Source organism: Ruegeria meonggei, assembly GCF_042768335.1.
GTDB lineage: Bacteria > Pseudomonadota > Alphaproteobacteria > Rhodobacterales > Rhodobacteraceae > Ruegeria > Ruegeria meonggei.
The window spans coordinates 1855744-1870638 of record NZ_JAXHBT010000001.1 but is presented as its reverse complement, the minus strand read 5'-3'; the positions used below and the strand labels follow the sequence as shown (position 1 = coordinate 1870638).

19 protein-coding genes are annotated in these 14895 nt (G+C 57.1%); 10 read left to right on the top strand and 9 right to left on the bottom strand.

Going from position 1 to position 14895, the window contains the following annotated elements; translation table 11 throughout:
• Positions 1-34: 34 nt before the first annotated feature.
• Together SJY13_RS09225 and trxB are read right to left on the bottom strand one after the other, a co-directional pair.
• Positions 35-502 (bottom strand): RES family NAD+ phosphorylase, encoded by a 468-nt coding sequence (locus tag SJY13_RS09225; protein WP_377190331.1) that lies wholly within the window; start codon positions 500-502, stop codon positions 35-37.
• A gap of 4 nt (positions 503-506) precedes the next feature.
• Positions 507-1448, bottom strand: a complete 942-nt coding sequence (trxB, locus tag SJY13_RS09220) for a thioredoxin-disulfide reductase (protein WP_377190329.1) — start codon at positions 1446-1448, stop codon at positions 507-509.
• Positions 1449-1674: 226 nt separating this feature from the next.
• Between trxB and SJY13_RS09215 the strand changes: the two genes are divergently transcribed.
• Positions 1675-2175: an Lrp/AsnC family transcriptional regulator gene (locus tag SJY13_RS09215; protein ID WP_085821390.1), complete on the top strand. Its 501-nt coding sequence runs from the start codon at positions 1675-1677 to the stop codon at positions 2173-2175.
• Positions 2176-2289: 114 nt separating this feature from the next.
• Here SJY13_RS09215 and SJY13_RS09210 read toward each other — a convergent pair whose 3' ends face one another.
• The 5 genes from SJY13_RS09210 to lgt form a co-directional block, all read right to left on the bottom strand.
• Positions 2290-3072, bottom strand: a complete 783-nt coding sequence (locus tag SJY13_RS09210) for a Hint domain-containing protein (protein WP_085821389.1) — start codon at positions 3070-3072, stop codon at positions 2290-2292.
• A gap of 332 nt (positions 3073-3404) precedes the next feature.
• The gene (locus tag SJY13_RS09205; protein ID WP_377190327.1) at positions 3405-3533 is read right to left on the bottom strand and encodes a hypothetical protein; all 129 of its coding nucleotides are present in this window, start codon (positions 3531-3533) and stop codon (positions 3405-3407) included.
• A 268-nt stretch (positions 3534-3801) separates the two neighbouring features.
• Positions 3802-4560, bottom strand: coding sequence for a peptidoglycan editing factor PgeF (gene pgeF, locus SJY13_RS09200; protein WP_377190325.1), 759 nt, complete (start codon positions 4558-4560; stop codon positions 3802-3804).
• Positions 4557-5624, bottom strand: a complete 1068-nt coding sequence (locus SJY13_RS09195; RefSeq protein ID WP_377190323.1) for a class I SAM-dependent methyltransferase — start codon at positions 5622-5624, stop codon at positions 4557-4559. Before SJY13_RS09195 ends, pgeF begins: the two co-directional genes overlap by 4 nt.
• Positions 5621-6508 carry a prolipoprotein diacylglyceryl transferase gene (gene lgt / locus SJY13_RS09190; RefSeq protein WP_377190321.1) on the bottom strand — a complete coding sequence of 296 codons (888 nt, stop codon included), beginning with the start codon at positions 6506-6508 and terminating at the stop codon, positions 5621-5623. Before lgt ends, SJY13_RS09195 begins: the two co-directional genes overlap by 4 nt.
• 97 nt (positions 6509-6605) lie before the next feature.
• Between lgt and SJY13_RS09185 the strand changes: the two genes are divergently transcribed.
• The 5 genes from SJY13_RS09185 (at position 6606) to SJY13_RS09165 (ending at position 9816) form a co-directional block, all read left to right on the top strand.
• The gene (locus SJY13_RS09185; protein WP_085821384.1) at positions 6606-6854 is read left to right on the top strand and encodes an accessory factor UbiK family protein; all 249 of its coding nucleotides are present in this window, start codon (positions 6606-6608) and stop codon (positions 6852-6854) included.
• A gap of 325 nt (positions 6855-7179) precedes the next feature.
• On the top strand, positions 7180-7680 hold the full coding sequence (locus tag SJY13_RS09180; RefSeq protein ID WP_085821383.1) for a type III secretion system chaperone family protein: 501 nt from the start codon (positions 7180-7182) through the stop codon (positions 7678-7680).
• Positions 7681-7719: 39 nt separating this feature from the next.
• Entirely contained in the window at positions 7720-8535 is an 816-nt protein-coding gene (gene proC, locus SJY13_RS09175; RefSeq protein ID WP_377190318.1) for a pyrroline-5-carboxylate reductase, read from the top strand.
• Entirely contained in the window at positions 8528-8866 is a 339-nt protein-coding gene (locus SJY13_RS09170; protein ID WP_377190316.1) for a tRNA-binding protein, read from the top strand. Before proC ends, SJY13_RS09170 begins: the two co-directional genes overlap by 8 nt.
• The gene (locus SJY13_RS09165; RefSeq protein WP_377190314.1) at positions 8866-9816 is read left to right on the top strand and encodes a 2-hydroxyacid dehydrogenase; all 951 of its coding nucleotides are present in this window, start codon (positions 8866-8868) and stop codon (positions 9814-9816) included. Before SJY13_RS09170 ends, SJY13_RS09165 begins: the two co-directional genes overlap by 1 nt.
• Here the strand turns inward: SJY13_RS09165 and SJY13_RS09160 are convergent.
• Positions 9813-10391, bottom strand: a complete 579-nt coding sequence (locus SJY13_RS09160; RefSeq protein ID WP_377190312.1) for a thymidine kinase — start codon at positions 10389-10391, stop codon at positions 9813-9815. The genes SJY13_RS09165 and SJY13_RS09160 overlap by 4 nt on opposite strands.
• Positions 10392-10745: 354 nt before the next feature.
• Here SJY13_RS09160 and SJY13_RS09155 point away from each other — a divergent pair, with 354 nt between their 5' ends.
• Positions 10746-11207 (top strand): hypothetical protein, encoded by a 462-nt coding sequence (locus SJY13_RS09155; RefSeq protein ID WP_377190310.1) that lies wholly within the window; start codon positions 10746-10748, stop codon positions 11205-11207.
• Positions 11208-11416: 209 nt separating this feature from the next.
• Positions 11417-12043, top strand: coding sequence for a hypothetical protein (locus SJY13_RS09150; protein ID WP_377190308.1), 627 nt, complete (start codon positions 11417-11419; stop codon positions 12041-12043).
• A gap of 52 nt (positions 12044-12095) precedes the next feature.
• On the opposite strand, the gene SJY13_RS09145 is transcribed toward SJY13_RS09150, so the two are convergent.
• Positions 12096-13220: a beta-ketoacyl-ACP synthase III gene (locus tag SJY13_RS09145; RefSeq protein WP_377190306.1), complete on the bottom strand. Its 1125-nt coding sequence runs from the start codon at positions 13218-13220 to the stop codon at positions 12096-12098.
• A 168-nt stretch (positions 13221-13388) separates the two neighbouring features.
• Between SJY13_RS09145 and SJY13_RS09140 the strand changes: the two genes are divergently transcribed.
• Both SJY13_RS09140 and SJY13_RS09135 read left to right on the top strand, forming a co-directional pair.
• On the top strand, positions 13389-13856 hold the full coding sequence (locus SJY13_RS09140; RefSeq protein ID WP_377190304.1) for a MarR family winged helix-turn-helix transcriptional regulator: 468 nt from the start codon (positions 13389-13391) through the stop codon (positions 13854-13856).
• Entirely contained in the window at positions 13853-14890 is a 1038-nt protein-coding gene (locus SJY13_RS09135; protein WP_377190302.1) for an efflux RND transporter periplasmic adaptor subunit, read from the top strand. The genes SJY13_RS09140 and SJY13_RS09135 overlap by 4 nt, the downstream gene beginning before the upstream one ends.
• Positions 14891-14895: the final 5 nt, after the last annotated feature.

The following is a 14895-nucleotide window of genomic DNA, read 5'->3' as shown; positions in this document are numbered from 1 at the left end:
CTTGCCACGAGTTTGATACGGCGTCGCGCAGCGGTCAAGCTATGGTTGTGTATGGCGGCAACCAGTTTGACGGTGGACCATCGGTGCGGATTCGCGCCGGCGATGTGGTGAACAGAACCAAATGGCTCAGATCCGGGCGAGAGCGTGAGCTGTAGATCACCCCATCAGCGCCTGTGTCGCGCGCTTGGTCTGAAAACTTCCATGTCGGAGAATTCCCCTGCCGGTCAAAAATGTCCTGCCAGACAATCGACACTTCGGGCTGGCCGCGCAAATCAACCATCTGCGCCATTGTCACCTTTGCCCGCTGCAGAACCCGTTGGGGATCACCGCCCGACACGTAACGCCGGATTGCAATTCCGGCTCCCTCTGGGCTGAGCGACGCATAAAGCGCCACTTGTCCCGAATGGTGAAAACGCCCCTCTGGCGCCCGGGCAGGGGCCAAAGGGGCGTTTGCCTTGGATTGAAACAGAATTCTCCAGACCGGACCAGAGAATTCCAGCATTGGATTATTCCTGCTCGGCCAGGAAACGTTCGGCATCCAGTGCCGCCATGCAGCCCATCCCGGCGCTGGTGACGGCCTGGCGATAGATGTGATCGGTCAGATCGCCTGCTGCAAAAACGCCGGGCACCGAGGTCTCAGTCGAACCTGGCTTGGTGACCACGTATCCGCCCATGTGGGTCTCTAGCGAATCCTTGACCAATTCGTTGGCCGGGGCATGGCCAATGGCGACAAAGACGCCTTTGCAGGGGATCTCGCTGATCTCGCCGGTTTTCACGTTCTTGACGCGTACGCCTTCGACGCCCAGCGGGGCGTCAGTGCCGACCACTTCATCCAATTCGTGAAACCACAGGGGTTCGATCTTGTCGTTCTTAAACAGACGATCCTGCAGAATCTTCTCGGAACGCAGTTCATCGCGACGGTGGATCAGCGTGACCTTGCTGGCAAAATTGGTCAAAAACAGTGCCTCTTCGACAGCGGTGTTGCCGCCACCGATCACCACGATTTCCTGCCCGCGATAGAAGAAACCGTCACAGGTGGCGCAGGCCGAGACGCCAAAACCCTTGAACTTTTCTTCCGAGGGCAGACCAAGCCATTTGGCGCGTGCGCCAGTGGCCAGAATGACCGCGTCGGCAGTGTAGGTGGTGCCGCTGTCGCTCTTGGCGGTGAACGGGCGTTTGCTGAGATCCAGATCGCTGATGATGTCGCCAATCACCTCGCAGCCCATCGCTTTGACGTGGTCTTGCATGCGGACCATCAGGTCGGGACCCTGAACTTCGGTATCACCGGGCCAGTTCTCGACCTCGGTGGTGGTGGTCAGCTGACCGCCGGGCTCGATGCCCTGAACCAAAATCGGTTCCAGCATCGCACGGCTGGCGTAAACGCCCGCAGTGTAACCGGCCGGTCCCGATCCGATGATCAGAACCTTGGTGTGTCGTGTTTCGGCCATGGTACCCCCAGCTTGATCTGCCTGATATGGGCGCGCGGCCCCTGACGGATGGATATAGCGACCACCGGGCGGGGCTTAAAGCCCCTTCCGGATTTGTATCCGCTATGCGCGCGGCGCAGAGCGCAAAAAAAAGAACATTGAAAATAAACAATATTGCGCAAGCACGAAAGATTATTGCGCATCTTCCGGGTGCTGATATAACAACCGAAAAAATCAGGAGCATTTGATGGTCGCGACTCGGCTGGATGAGATTGACCGCATGATTCTGGCGGAATTGCAGGCTGACGGTCGTATGACCAACGTCGAGCTGGCAAAACGCGTCGGTATTTCGGCGCCGCCGTGTCTGCGGCGTGTGCGTACTTTGGAAGAATCCGGCCTGATCCGCGGCTACCACGCCGAGGTGAACTCACGCGAACTCGGGTTCGAGGTTCAGGTCTTTGCTATGGTTGGTCTGGAAAGCCAAGCCGAAGCGGAGCTTAGCGCTTTTGAGGAACGCTGCCGCGAATGGCCGCTGGTTCGCGAGTGCCACATGCTGAATGGCGAGGTGGACTTTATCCTGAAATGCGTCGCGCCGGATCTCAGCAGTTTCCAACAATTTCTGACAGGCGAATTGCTGACCACGCCGAACGTGGCCAGCGTCAAGACATCGCTTGTTATCCGCGGCGCAAAAGACGAACCCGGCGTACCTTTTGACGTTCTGGAAGAACGAATGAGCCGGACGGCGTAAACATCATCCGCTTTGATTGTTGTTTTGATGGTGGCAAGAAGGCTGCCACCATCAGCGAAAGTACCCAACTTATTATCAGCTGCATAATGCCCCCACATTGCAGTTTCTTCGGTCTTAGGCTGTCAGTGCGTCCATCTCGCCGTCGCCGGCACGCGGCATGGCCAGTGGGCCGAAATCGTTCAGCGAATCGACATGCGCGAACAGGTTCAGATAGATCGACCGTAGCGAATGGCTGATCCTGCGCACCGCGTTGATACCGGGATGGTAGGATTCGAATTGCAACCCGTCGACCCGAATGACTGAATGCCGTTTCAGGCAGATATGAAACAGTTCGATGGGCGTCGGTGGCAGTGTCTCGATAACACTCATCCCGTCCTGAAACTCATGAACCGGGGTCAAAACCTGATCGTCGCCGTGGATGTGGCGCAGATGGCCGGGCGTGCCTACCAGTCGTGCAGACGGGCCAGCAATCACGCCGGACAGCGGTTTTTGCATCCCGAACGTATCTGCCATGATCCGTGTCAGCGGGCGTGTTCGGCCCCTGGAATCCACGCGCCCCGGGATCAAAGTCACTGACCCTTTCCACACGACAGTTTCGGATGTGCCATCCTGCGTCAGCACGGTGTCGCCGGGCAGCAGGTCCTCGATTGCCATCGGACCGCTTTCCGTTTCCACCAGCGACCCACGTGTGAAAGCGCAGAACGCATCCTCGAATACAGGCAGAGCGGGGGCAATATGGCGCGTCTGCGCAATTTCCCCGTTTTTCATCAGTGTACTGACTTCATAGCGGCGCAACTGCGCCTTTTGCTTTGTTGTTGGCCTTGGCGCATCGCGCAGAACTACCGAAGTTCCAACGGCATTTCTGGCAGCGCGCGACAAAGAATATGGAATAGTCATGGTTATTCCGACCCCTCTAACATCCGTTCAGGCAGACTGAACCCCTGTGTAGGTCCGCCCGATCGGTTTTTCTTTGTCTTGAATGAGAAGGGTTACCACAGAGCCGCGACCAAAACCGGTCGCGCATCGCGAATATACCTTGCACACTAATGGTCAACACATTGACCCCCCAGACAAACTCGTAAAAACGCAGGCGAAAATTACCTACGCACACACGCTCCGAACCCATGCCGCGCAAAAACTTGCGGCTGGTCGCACAGCGGATCGGAGCAGCCCTCCGTTGCGCGTCTTGACTCTGGGAACCGGCAGCTTGGTTCCCCGGGCCTTAGTGATCAGCGTCGCGTTGCCAGCCGGCGCGCAACTCTGACCGAGTTACTGGAAACCCGTTTCCAGGGCATCTCCAGTTCGTTCTCTTTGGTGGCCTCGACCACCGAATTAAGGAAGCGAGATTTTGGCTTCATTTTATCATCCTGCTGGTTTGGGGTCTGATGCCCCTGGTCCCTATAAGCCGTAACCTGGCCGACCAATACGGCGGTGATAAGGCTAGCAGGGGATGAATTCAGGACTACCGAAGCCGTTCATTTCCTCTTCTTTAAAGCTGTCACACTCTGAGGAAGCACCAACTAGTAAACACCTGAGAGAGGACAATAAAAATCAAATTGTTCCGACTCAAATAGACACATTAAATGTGGCGAAAAAGCGGCCATATCGCCACAATTGGGGCGAGGCTTATAATTTAATGGCAGAAATCAGGCGGCCATAGTCTGCTTCTTTCGCATGGGTCGCCCGGCGATACGAATAAAACCTGTCTGGATCCGAATAGGTGCAGTGGCGCGTCCATTCCGCCTGTCCGATCCCGGCTTGTCGCAATCTGTGCAGCCCAAAAGCGGGCAGGTCGAATTGCAGCCTGTCCCCGGCTCCGTTTGCGAAAAACCTTAGGTTTTCAGCTGAGTCTGCGACGAAATCGTCCAGAAATTCAGGCCCGACTTCATAAGCCTGCTGAGAGATTGTGGGCCCGATTACAGCCGCTGTATTTTCGCGTTTTGCACCCAGTGCCTCCATCGCGTCAAGCGTCGCCTCAAGCACGCCATCCAGGGCGCCGCGCCATCCGGCATGCGCCGCCCCGATCACATTTGCTTGTGCGTCGGCAAAAAGAACCGGCTGACAATCCGCCGTGAGAATCGTTAGGGCCAGCCCCGGGGATGCCGTCACCACTGCGTCCGCTTTGGGTTTGTCGTCGTTGATCGGGCTATCGATCGTCAAAACAGTGGGTGAGTGGACCTGATGAACACTGATCAGCGCCTCGGGGGAAACATCCATTGCGTTGGCCACACGGGTCCGATTGACCGAGACCGCCTCGGTCTGATCGGATGAGCCGTAGCCACAGTTGAGGCCTGAAAAAACCCCGGAAGAGGCGCCGCCGCGGCGGCTGAAGAACCCGTGACGCACAGGCGACAACATATCCGAAGTCAGAATTTCCAATGTCATGGCTCAAGTCCCGGTGGCGGTGAGGATGGCGATGGGTAGAGGCCCAGCACTTTGAACAGGTTTCCCATTTCATCAGGGTGCGTCAACCGGCGATGTGCGCTGACCAGCGTATCAAGCTCAGACCCGCCGAGTGGCGCGGCCAGAGCTTGCGCGCGGGTGCTGATCCCTAGCCGTTCCAGAAACACGCCCTGTGGCGTCAGTCGTGTATAGGCGCACCCGGCAGCGCGGGCAGCAAGTGCCAGGGGTTCGAAATCCACATGCGCCGTCAAATCGGACTGGCCTGGCGCCGCCAGCGGGTAGGCGCGCTCATGCGCTTTGAGGGCCTGAAACGTATCGCCCAGCGAATGCCAATCACCATAGTCCACAATCAATCCAGCTCCGCCATGAGTGCCGATTCGCCCCGCGATCACGGTGATGATCGGAATCGCCGCCGCGCAAAGTTCGACCAGGTCGCCGTTTTGTGTGTCGTCCAGCCGGTGCTTCAACGCAATCTGCGGGACCCGCGGACCAAGCCCGTAGGCCAGCGCGCCATCTTCCACACCAATCAGCCGCTCGCGCCAGCTGTCCCCATCGCGCAGGAACTGGCGGATCGGCAAAGCGTCAAAGAATTCGTTAGCAACCAGAAACAGCGGAGATTCGGGCAGGTCGGCGACGGAGTCGATCCAGTGCGGCGCGTAGTCTTTCAGCGTCTGTGCCTGAAGGTTCTGCAGGGTAGGCGAAGCTTCCAGGAGCAGAACCTCGACCGCGTCGTGAAAGCCCGGAACGCTGCGCGTGGCCCGCAGGATGTCAGCCATCAAGGTGCCGCGACCCGGCCCGAGCTCGGCCAGAACAAAGTGGTCAGGGTGGCCTTGATTCAGCCAGCTTTGTGCAAGGCTAAGTCCGATCAGTTCGCCGAACATCTGGCTCACTTCCGGGGCTGTGATGAAATCTCCTTGCGTGCCCAGCGGGTCCCGCGTGGTGTAGTACCCATGTGTCGGGTGCAGCAGACATTCGGTCATATAGTCGGCAACAGTTATCGGACCGTCATGAGCGATACGCGCCAACAGGTGATCCGTCAGGCTCATTGCGTGGAACGCGCACGCAGGGCAAACCACAGCCCAAGCGCGATCATGGGCAGCGACAACAATTGTCCCATAGTCAGGCCGTGACCACCGACATGCAGCGCCAGCCCCAGTGGGTTACCGGGCGTTATGAACTGTGCGTCGGGCTGTCGGAAGAATTCGACGAAAAAACGTGAGGCGCCATAACCTGCAAGGAATATCCCCAAGATCAGACCACGTCTGTGGAACGCGCCGCGCCGATAGGCCAACCACAAAAGCAACGCCCCCAGCAGCAACCCTTCCAGCGCGGCTTCGTATAGTTGTGAAGGATGTCGCGCGCACATTCCGGCCAAGACACCAGGGCAATCCTGTGCAGCCGGGCCTGGAAACACGACGGCCCATGGCAATTCGCTGGGCCGACCCCAAAGCTCAGCATTGATGAAATTTGCCAGCCGCCCCAGCAACAACCCCGGTGGTACTGTATGCGCAATCAGATCTGCCATGGACAGAACCGGAATTTGATAGCGCCGCGCATAAAGGTAAGAAGCGACCACGACCCCCAGCAATCCGCCATGAAAGGCCATGCCACCCTGCCAGACCTTTAGAATCTCAATCGGGTTCGAAAGATAATAGCCGGGCTGATAAAACAGGACAAACCCCAGCCGTCCACCAAGAATCACGCCCAAGATGATCCAGGTGATCAGATCCTCTAGTTGCGCGGCCTGCATCGGCGGCTTGTTGTCCGGCCACAAGGCGGGACGTTTTAGCGCCATTACCCCCAACCGCCATGCGATCAGAATACCGGCGATATAGGCCAGCGCGTACCACCTTAGGGCGAACTCGAACCCGAACACTGAGATCGAGAACAATTCGGGCGACAGATCGGGGAAATTTAGAACAGCCTGCATGTGCGTCTCATTGCCCGGGGTTTGCGGGGCAAGTCAACCTTGAGCCCGAGCCAATCTTTACCCATATAGAGACAAACCGCGATATCGGAGTAAAGCCATGCAAACCCGCAACAAGATTCTAGATGACGTATCTCAACTGATGACCAACGCGATGGGTGTTGCCCAGGGCGCACGGGAAGAGGCCGAAACCGCGATGAAGTCGATGATCGACCGCTGGCTGGCCGACCGCGACTTTGTCACGCGCGAAGAATTCGATGCTGTCCGTGCGATGGCGCAGAAAGCGCGCGAAGAGAATACAGCGCTTGAAGCGCGCATCGCGGCGCTTGAAGCGAAACTGGACAAGTAACGCGCCAGCGTTTCGACGGTTTCAGATTTTTTTGGGACAAGTTATCTGCCGCGCAACCCGAGGCATCGGGTTGTGCGTGCGGTGTAGTTTGACGGGTCGCAGAATTTAATCAAGACAAAGCGACACGCAGTGACAATATTTTGATCGCCGTTGCTAACTGTCCACAACTTATTGCTGTTATCCCCAACAAATGGGGTTGCCAGACCACCACCCACATCGCACCATATTTAGTACAAGTCTTTGGGGGAAGCCCGGCTTGTAGAGCAGGCAACTAGTGCTGGGGCGCTGCCAGTCCCAAAATGCTAGAGAGTAGTGAGGTGACGTTATGGCCCTTTCCGAACAGTTTCTGGAAGAAGACCTTCATCCTATCGATATTGTTGAACATCTTGCTGAACATCACGACTGGGACTTTGACCGGATCGGAGATGATCAGATTGCGATGGCTGTTGAAGGGCAGTGGCGCACATATTCGATCACTTTGGCCTGGTCCAACTATGACGAGACGCTGCGCATGGTTTGCTCGTTCGAGATGGAGCCGCCGTCAGAACGCGAGACCATCCTGTATGAGCTGCTGAACAAGATGAATGATCAGTGCTGGGCCGGGGCATTCACCTACTGGGCCAACCAAAAGCTGATGGTCTACCGCTATGGTCTGGTTCTGGCCGGCGGGCAGATGGCCAGCCCGGAGCAGATCGACACGATGATCACCGCAGCAGTGCTGAGCGCCGAACGCTATTACCCGGCGATCCAACTCGTCACATGGGGCAACCGTACCCCCGAAGACGCAATGCAAGTCGCCATTGCAGAGGCCTACGGCCGCGCGTAAACCTTTGCCCCAAAGCGATGTCTAAGCGGAGGGGCAATCATGGACATGTCACGTGTCGCCGAACAGGGGCTGGTGCTTCTGGGATGCGGCAAGATGGGATCGGCCATGCTCGCCGGATGGTTAGAGCATGGTCTTCCTGCGTCAGCGGTCTGGGTGATTGATCCGAATCCCTCGGACTGGCTGAAGGCACAGGGCGTTAACATCAACACGCCACTCCCTGAGACCCCGGCAGTAGTACTTGTCGCCGTGAAACCGCAGATGATGGGTGATGCTTTGCCTGCGATCAAAGCGTTGGGCGGTGGCAAAAGCCTTTTCATCTCGGTCGCTGCGGGCACGTCGATTGCCACGTTCGAAGGCGTGCTGGGTGAAAGTACTCCGATCGTGCGCGCCATGCCAAACACGCCTGCGGCGATCCGGCAGGGAATCACCGCGTTGATCGGTAACCCAGTGACCGCTGACGCAGATGTTGCGCTGGCTGAGACCCTGCTGTCGGCCATTGGTGAAACCGTTCGTCTGGATCACGAAACGCAGATTGACGCCGTCACCGGCCTCAGCGGGTCTGGTCCGGCCTATGTCTTTCACCTGATCGAAACGCTGGCTGCAGCCGGGCAGGCACAGGGTTTGCCGCATGATCTGGCGATGAAGCTTGCCAAATCCACAGTCGCGGGGGCAGGGGCGTTGGCAGCGGCTGCTGATGAGGACCCGTCGCAATTGCGCATCAACGTGACCTCTCCCAACGGGACCACTCAAGCCGCGCTTGAGGTTCTGATGCATGAAGACCAGGGGTTTCCCGATCTACTGCACCGCGCGGTCAAAGCGGCAACCGAGCGATCCAAGGAGCTGTCTCGTGAGTGAGATTTCATTCGACGACTTTGCTAAGGTCGACATCCGTGTGGGTGAAGTAACTCGGGCCGAACCGTACCCCGAGGCGCGCAAGCCCGCGATCAAGATGTGGATCGATTTTGGCGACGTTATTGGGGAGCGTAAAACCTCGGCCCAGATCACCGCGCATTACGATCCGGCGTCTTTGGTCGGCAAGCAAGTGATGGCAGTGGTTAACTTTCCGCCGCGCCAGATCGGCAAGTTTATGTCCGAAGTCCTGGTGCTGGGCCTGCCGGATGAACAGGGGGAGATCGTGCTGATCGGGCCGGATGGCGACGTCCCCACCGGCGGGCGGATGCACTGATGCGGCTGTTGATCGCCCGACCAATGACTGAAAGCGTCGAAGTTCGCGCCCGTGCCGAGTTTGACGTAGAAATTCGTGACAACACCCTGCCTCTGGCGCAGGGCGAAATGCTGCGTGCGTTGTCCGAGTTCGATATCGTGGTGCCAACCCTCGGAGATCTGTTCTCGGCACAGGTATTTGCCGAAATTCCTGCGCCGCGCTGCAAGTTGCTGGCAAATTTCGGGGTGGGATTTAATCACATCGATGTGGATGCGGCACGTGCTGCTGGCGTTGCGGTCTCCAATACGCCCGGAGCCGTCACCGATGCCACGGCAGATATCGCGATGACGTTGCTGCTGACGACAGCTCGACGCGCAGGTGAAGGTGAGCGGCTGGTGCGCGCAGGCGCGTGGCAGGGGTGGCATCCAACTCAGATGCTGGGTCATCACGTCACCGGTAAGCGTGTTGGCATCGTTGGCATGGGCCGTATCGGTCAGGCCATCGCGCGGCGCTGTCACTTTGGATTCGGGATGCAGGTGGCTTACCAATCACGCAGCCCAAAGGACGTGGATTTTCCTGCTGAATATATCCCTGAGCTAAATGAACTGGCCGCCGCGGTCGATTTCATGATCCTCGCTGTGCCGGGCGGGGCCGAAACACGCCACCTGATCAATGCAAAGGTGTTGGAGGCGATGAACCCATCGGCCATCCTGATCAATATCGCACGGGGAGAGGTCGTGGATGAGACAGCCCTGATCGCAGCCTTGCAGGCACATCAGATCGCAGGCGCAGGTCTGGATGTGTACGAGTTCGAACCAGCCGTACCGCAGGCCTTGCGCGATATGGAAAACGTGACCCTGCTGCCGCATCTGGGCACCGCGACCGAAGAAGTGCGCGCCGATATGGGGCATATGGCGTTGGACAATGTGGCGGCCTTTGTCGCTGGTCGCCCGTTGCCAAACCCGGTTTAGCGGCCGACCGCCTCGCGCCAGTGTTTGCGGCAGAGCGAGACGTAAGTCTCATTTCCGCCGATCTGCACCTGCGCACCCTCGGTGATGGCTGTGCCGTTTTCGTCCTGACGAACCACCATAGTAGCCTTGCGCCCGCATCTGCAGATGGTGCGCACCTCGCGCATCTCATCTGCCAAGGCGAGCAAGGCCGCCGAGCCGGGAAACAAATGCCCTTGAAAATCCACTCTTAGCCCGTAGGCCAACACTGGCACGCGCAGATCGTCCACAGCACGGGCCAGCTGCCAGACCTGATCCTGGGTCAGAAACTGAGCCTCATCAATAAAGACACAAGTGATCTGGCTTTGGTTCATGCGCTGTTCGATCATCGCAAACACATCGTCTGAAGGCCCGAACGTATCGGCGTCGGCAGAGATGCCAATGCGAGAGGCGATTTTCCCCGTGCCAGCACGCCCGTCCAGCGCCGCTGTCATCAGGTAAGTGTCCATGCCACGCTCGCGGTAGTTGTGCGATGCCTGCAGCAATACGGTCGATTTGCCTGCATTCATAGTAGAGTAATTGAAATAGAGCTTTGCCATGTACCCGGGTCTAAATGGACCTCTCCTTGCGGGCAAGATGTCAAAAATCAAAAGAAACGACGTCACCATTGTGGTTGCAGAGGCAGAGCGTAGGCTCAATGGGGATGGAACCTCCGCGTCCACAACGGTGACGTTGCCGGCCAACGTGCGGCCGTAACAACACGAGGTTACAATTCTGCCCCGCGAACACTCATTACCGGCGTAAACCGCCGCCACTCACTCACAAAACCCCTGCATATCTGAGGGATAGCCAACATATGACATTTCAATTATGAATCGAGTATGGGAATTTTCATTTCCCTTTCCCCCACAGAGGCAGATGTTGTGGGTACAGGCGGCAGAGAAGGTAAAAATATGGCAGATATCGGGGCCTATCTGAAAAAGCACACTGAAGCGTTGGTTAAGGATGTCGGAATCGAATCCGCGTGCGAAATCACTGGCAAGTCCAAGGCGACACTGGGCCGGTATTATTCAGACAACACCGAACACACGGACCGGTTCATGCCCGTCGATGCCGTGGCGCGGCTTGAGGCCGTGGCGAACTTTCCTCATGTCACTTCAGCGCTGGCGGACCTTAAAAACATCACGCTGTCTTACGACGGCCGAAATACTGACAACCCGCGCACCGGTGGGGTGAATTCGGACGTTATCGCGCTGAGCCAGCGGTTTGCCATGCTGATGACTGAATACCAGGCCGCGATCGAAGACGGCATCATCACCGTGAACGAAGCCAAGCGCTTGCTGAGGGAAACCAGCCTGCTGCAACAGGTTCTGATTGAGATGAAGCTGCATCTGGGAGAGGAAAGCGTCAGCTAAGGTTGACGCTGTTTGGCTTGCAAACCCAAGGATTCGATTGTGAACCGCAGGGCGCCCAATGTATTGGACAGCGTAAATTCGGGAATCACCGGGAAAGCTGATTGCGTGGACTCGTAACAGCATTTCTTGCCGGTCCCGAAAACCTGTGGAACAAGGCTGAGGCTTGAGCGCTTTCGATCGCAAGCACTCACTTAGGAGAATTCGAATAGATGCTACTGAGCCACAAGTATCAGTTCATTTTTATCAAGACGGCCAAGACGGCGGGGACTTCAACCGAAGTGGACTTGAGTAAATTCATGGGTAAACGAGATGTGGTTACGCCTATTCGCCCCCCGGTTGCCGGTCATGAGCCAAGGAACTATGACCTTGGTCCCGCATCGGATCTGCAAGGACAGTCTGAGTTTCGCAACCATATGAGTGCCAGCCTCGTACGGGACATCATCGGCGAGGAAATTTTCAACTCGTACTTCAAGTTTTGTGTGGAACGTGAACCTGTCAGCAAATGCATCAGCCATTACTCCATGCTCAAAAACAGCCCGTATCATGGTGAGGGGAACAGCGAGTTGACCTGGGACGCATATGTTGAACGAGGTGGGTTCCCGATGGATGTGGAAAAATACGTGGATGCGGATGGCCAGCTTATCGTCGATCGTATCGTCAGATACGAATCCCTTCATGACGAACTTACTGAAATATCGGCTAAACTCGGGTTTCCCTACAGTGGAATTAAAACCAAGGCCAAGTCGGGATTTCGGGAGGCTTTAGAGCCAACCGACGCGCAAAAGGAAAAGATTTATGAGGCGTTTGCCCCTTCTCTAAAGCATTGCCCTTACTAACAAATCACTCTGACCCGTCGAAGGTGGGTAGAGCCTGGACAGCGCCCGGCGCTTACCCGTGCCGCTTCACAATTACCGACCCAACTGAATAGCCTGCGCCGAACGAACAGATCAGACCGACATCTCCGTCCGTCAGATCATTGGAATATTTGGAAAAGGCAATGATCGATCCGGCCGAGGATGTATTGGCGTAGTCCTGCAGAATGTTGGGCTGCTCACCTGCTTCCGGCTCGCGGCCCAGAACTTTTTTGCCGATGAAATCATTCATCGCCTTGTTGGCCTGATGCAGCCACAGACGCTTTAGGTCGTCACTTGTCACCCCTTCGGCGTCCATGTGATCCGAGATGTGTTTGCTGACCATGGGCAGCACTTCCTTGAACACCTTGCGGCCGTTCTGCATGAACTGCATGTCGCGCCGGTCAACCACCCCATCGGGGCGTGAGCGACGCAGGAAGCCATTGTTATTGCGGATGTTGTTGGAAAAGGACGTGGCGCAGCGGGTCGAAAGAATCTCGAAATGCGGGTCGCTGGCGTCTTCGATCCGTTCAATCAATGTTGCGGTGGCGACGTCCCCGAAAATGAAATGACAATCGCGGTCCCGCCATTCCAGATGGCCGGAGCATATCTCGGGATTGACCACAAGCGCAGAGCGGACCGAACCCGAGCGGACCATGTCGGCCGCCGCCTGAATGCCGAAAGTGGCTGACGAACAGGCGACATTCATGTCGAACCCAAAACCGTCAATGCCCAGGACTTGCTGGATCTCGATAGCGACCGCGGGATAGGCGCGTTCGTGGTTCGAGGCGGCGCAGATCACCAGATCAACATCCTCGGCGCGGCGTCCCGCCTGTTCCAACGCCTTTTTGCAGGCGTCCACGGCCATCTCGGTCATAACACCCGGTTCGTCATCGCTGCGCTGACGCAGCGAGGGGTGCATCACATCCGGGTCCAGCACGCCGGTCTTGTCCATCACATACCGGTTTTCAATCCCTGAGGCCTTGACGATGAACTCTTCCGAGGAATGCTGCATCGGTTCCGTCTCACCTGCGGCGATGGCATCAGCGTTCTGAGCATTGACCTTGTCGGCATAAGCGTTGAACGCTGCAACAAGTTCAGCATTGGTGATGACGCTTTCTGGCGTGAAAACACCGGTACCGGTGATGGCTGGCGTATACATGATTTGACCTGAGTTTTTCGGATTTGCCCAAAATGCAGACACAGACGGGTTTGTTCAAGTGATATTGACCCGAGGGAAGATCAAACTTCACAATAAATCAGCTTCAATTCTTGAATAGTTCATTTTTCGAAGTATATGCGAGGTCACGATCTCACAGGGATTCGGTCCATGACACATGATGACAGCGCACTGATTGAGCGCCTCAGCCCGGAAATGCAGGCGATGATGGGGGTGTATGCTTTGTACTGGAAGCTGGAAGAAAGCTTTGGTTGCATCGAAATGGAATTGACCCATCAGGAATGCCACATGCTTATCAAGCTGGATCAGCCCAAGCGCATGGGTGTTCTGGCGTCAGATATGCTGACGGTTCCGTCTACGATCACCTCAACCGCAGATGCGCTGGAAAAGGCGGGGTATCTGACCCGTCAAAGCGACCCCGAGGATCGGCGTGCCTGGTTGTTGGTTCTGACCGAGAAAGGCCTTGAGATGCGCCAAATGCTGGTGACAGAGGCGGGGGCCCTGTTTCAACGCGCCTCGGGGCTGACCCCCGCCGAGACTGCTGAGTTCGCACGACTGGCCCGGAAAATCCGGGAAAGCATAATGAAAACTGGAATTCCCGAGGGATTGAAGAAATGAAAATCTTCTCTGTTCTGAGCGTCGCTCTGACCGTATTTGCAACGTCTGCTGTGGCTGAAGAGGCCATCAAACCGGTGAAACTGATTGTGGTGCAAGAGACCACACCAGGGTTTTCGCGCCAGTTCTTTGGCCGGGTAGCGGCACGTCAGACGGTTGATCTGGCCTTTCAGGTGGCCGGTCAAATCGTTGATATGCCGGTGACCGAAGGCTTTGTGATCCCCAAGGATGAGCTGATTGCCGAACTGGACCTTGAGCCGTTCCAGCGGCGCCATGACCGGGCCATTCTGCAAAAGGAACAGGCCGACCGGACGCTGGCCCGACTGTCACGCCTACGTGGCACGACCGCAAGTCAGGTGGCTGTGGATGACGCGGAAACCGCCGCGCAGCTGGCTCAGATTGCCGTGCGTGATGCCGAATACGATCTTGAGCAGGCCACGTTGACCGCGCCGTTTGATGCGTTGGTCTCCAGCCGCTCGGTCGAGGCGTTCACAACTGTTGCCTCTGGAACGCCCATTGTGCGAATCCACGACATGTCAGAATTGCGGATAGAAGTAGATGTACCTGAGATTCTGTTTCAGCGGTCGGGTGGGCAGAATGACATTGAAGTCACCGCCAAGTTCCCGGTCAGTGACGAGGTTTTCCCGCTGCAAATACGCGAATTCGACGCCGAATCCTCAAGTGTTGGCCAGACATTCCGCATTCAGTTCGGACTGACCCCGCCCGAGGGGCTGCAAATCCTGCCGGGGTCCTCAGTGACGGTCAATGTTCAAGTGCAGGACAACCAGACCGGCATCGTCATCCCAAACACTGCCATTGTCGCAGATGCCGAAGGTGCAATCGGCGTCATGGTGTTTTCGCCGGCTGGGGCAGACGAAGGCACCGTGCGCCGGGTCCCGGTCACGATTGAGCCGACCCAAACCGGTGACGTGCGCATGCTCAGCGGCTTGTCGGACGGGGATGAGATCGTGGTGGCCGGTGGGGCTGCATTGACCGACGGTCAGACGGTCAGCCGCTTTGTCGGTTTTGCGAACTGAGGGGC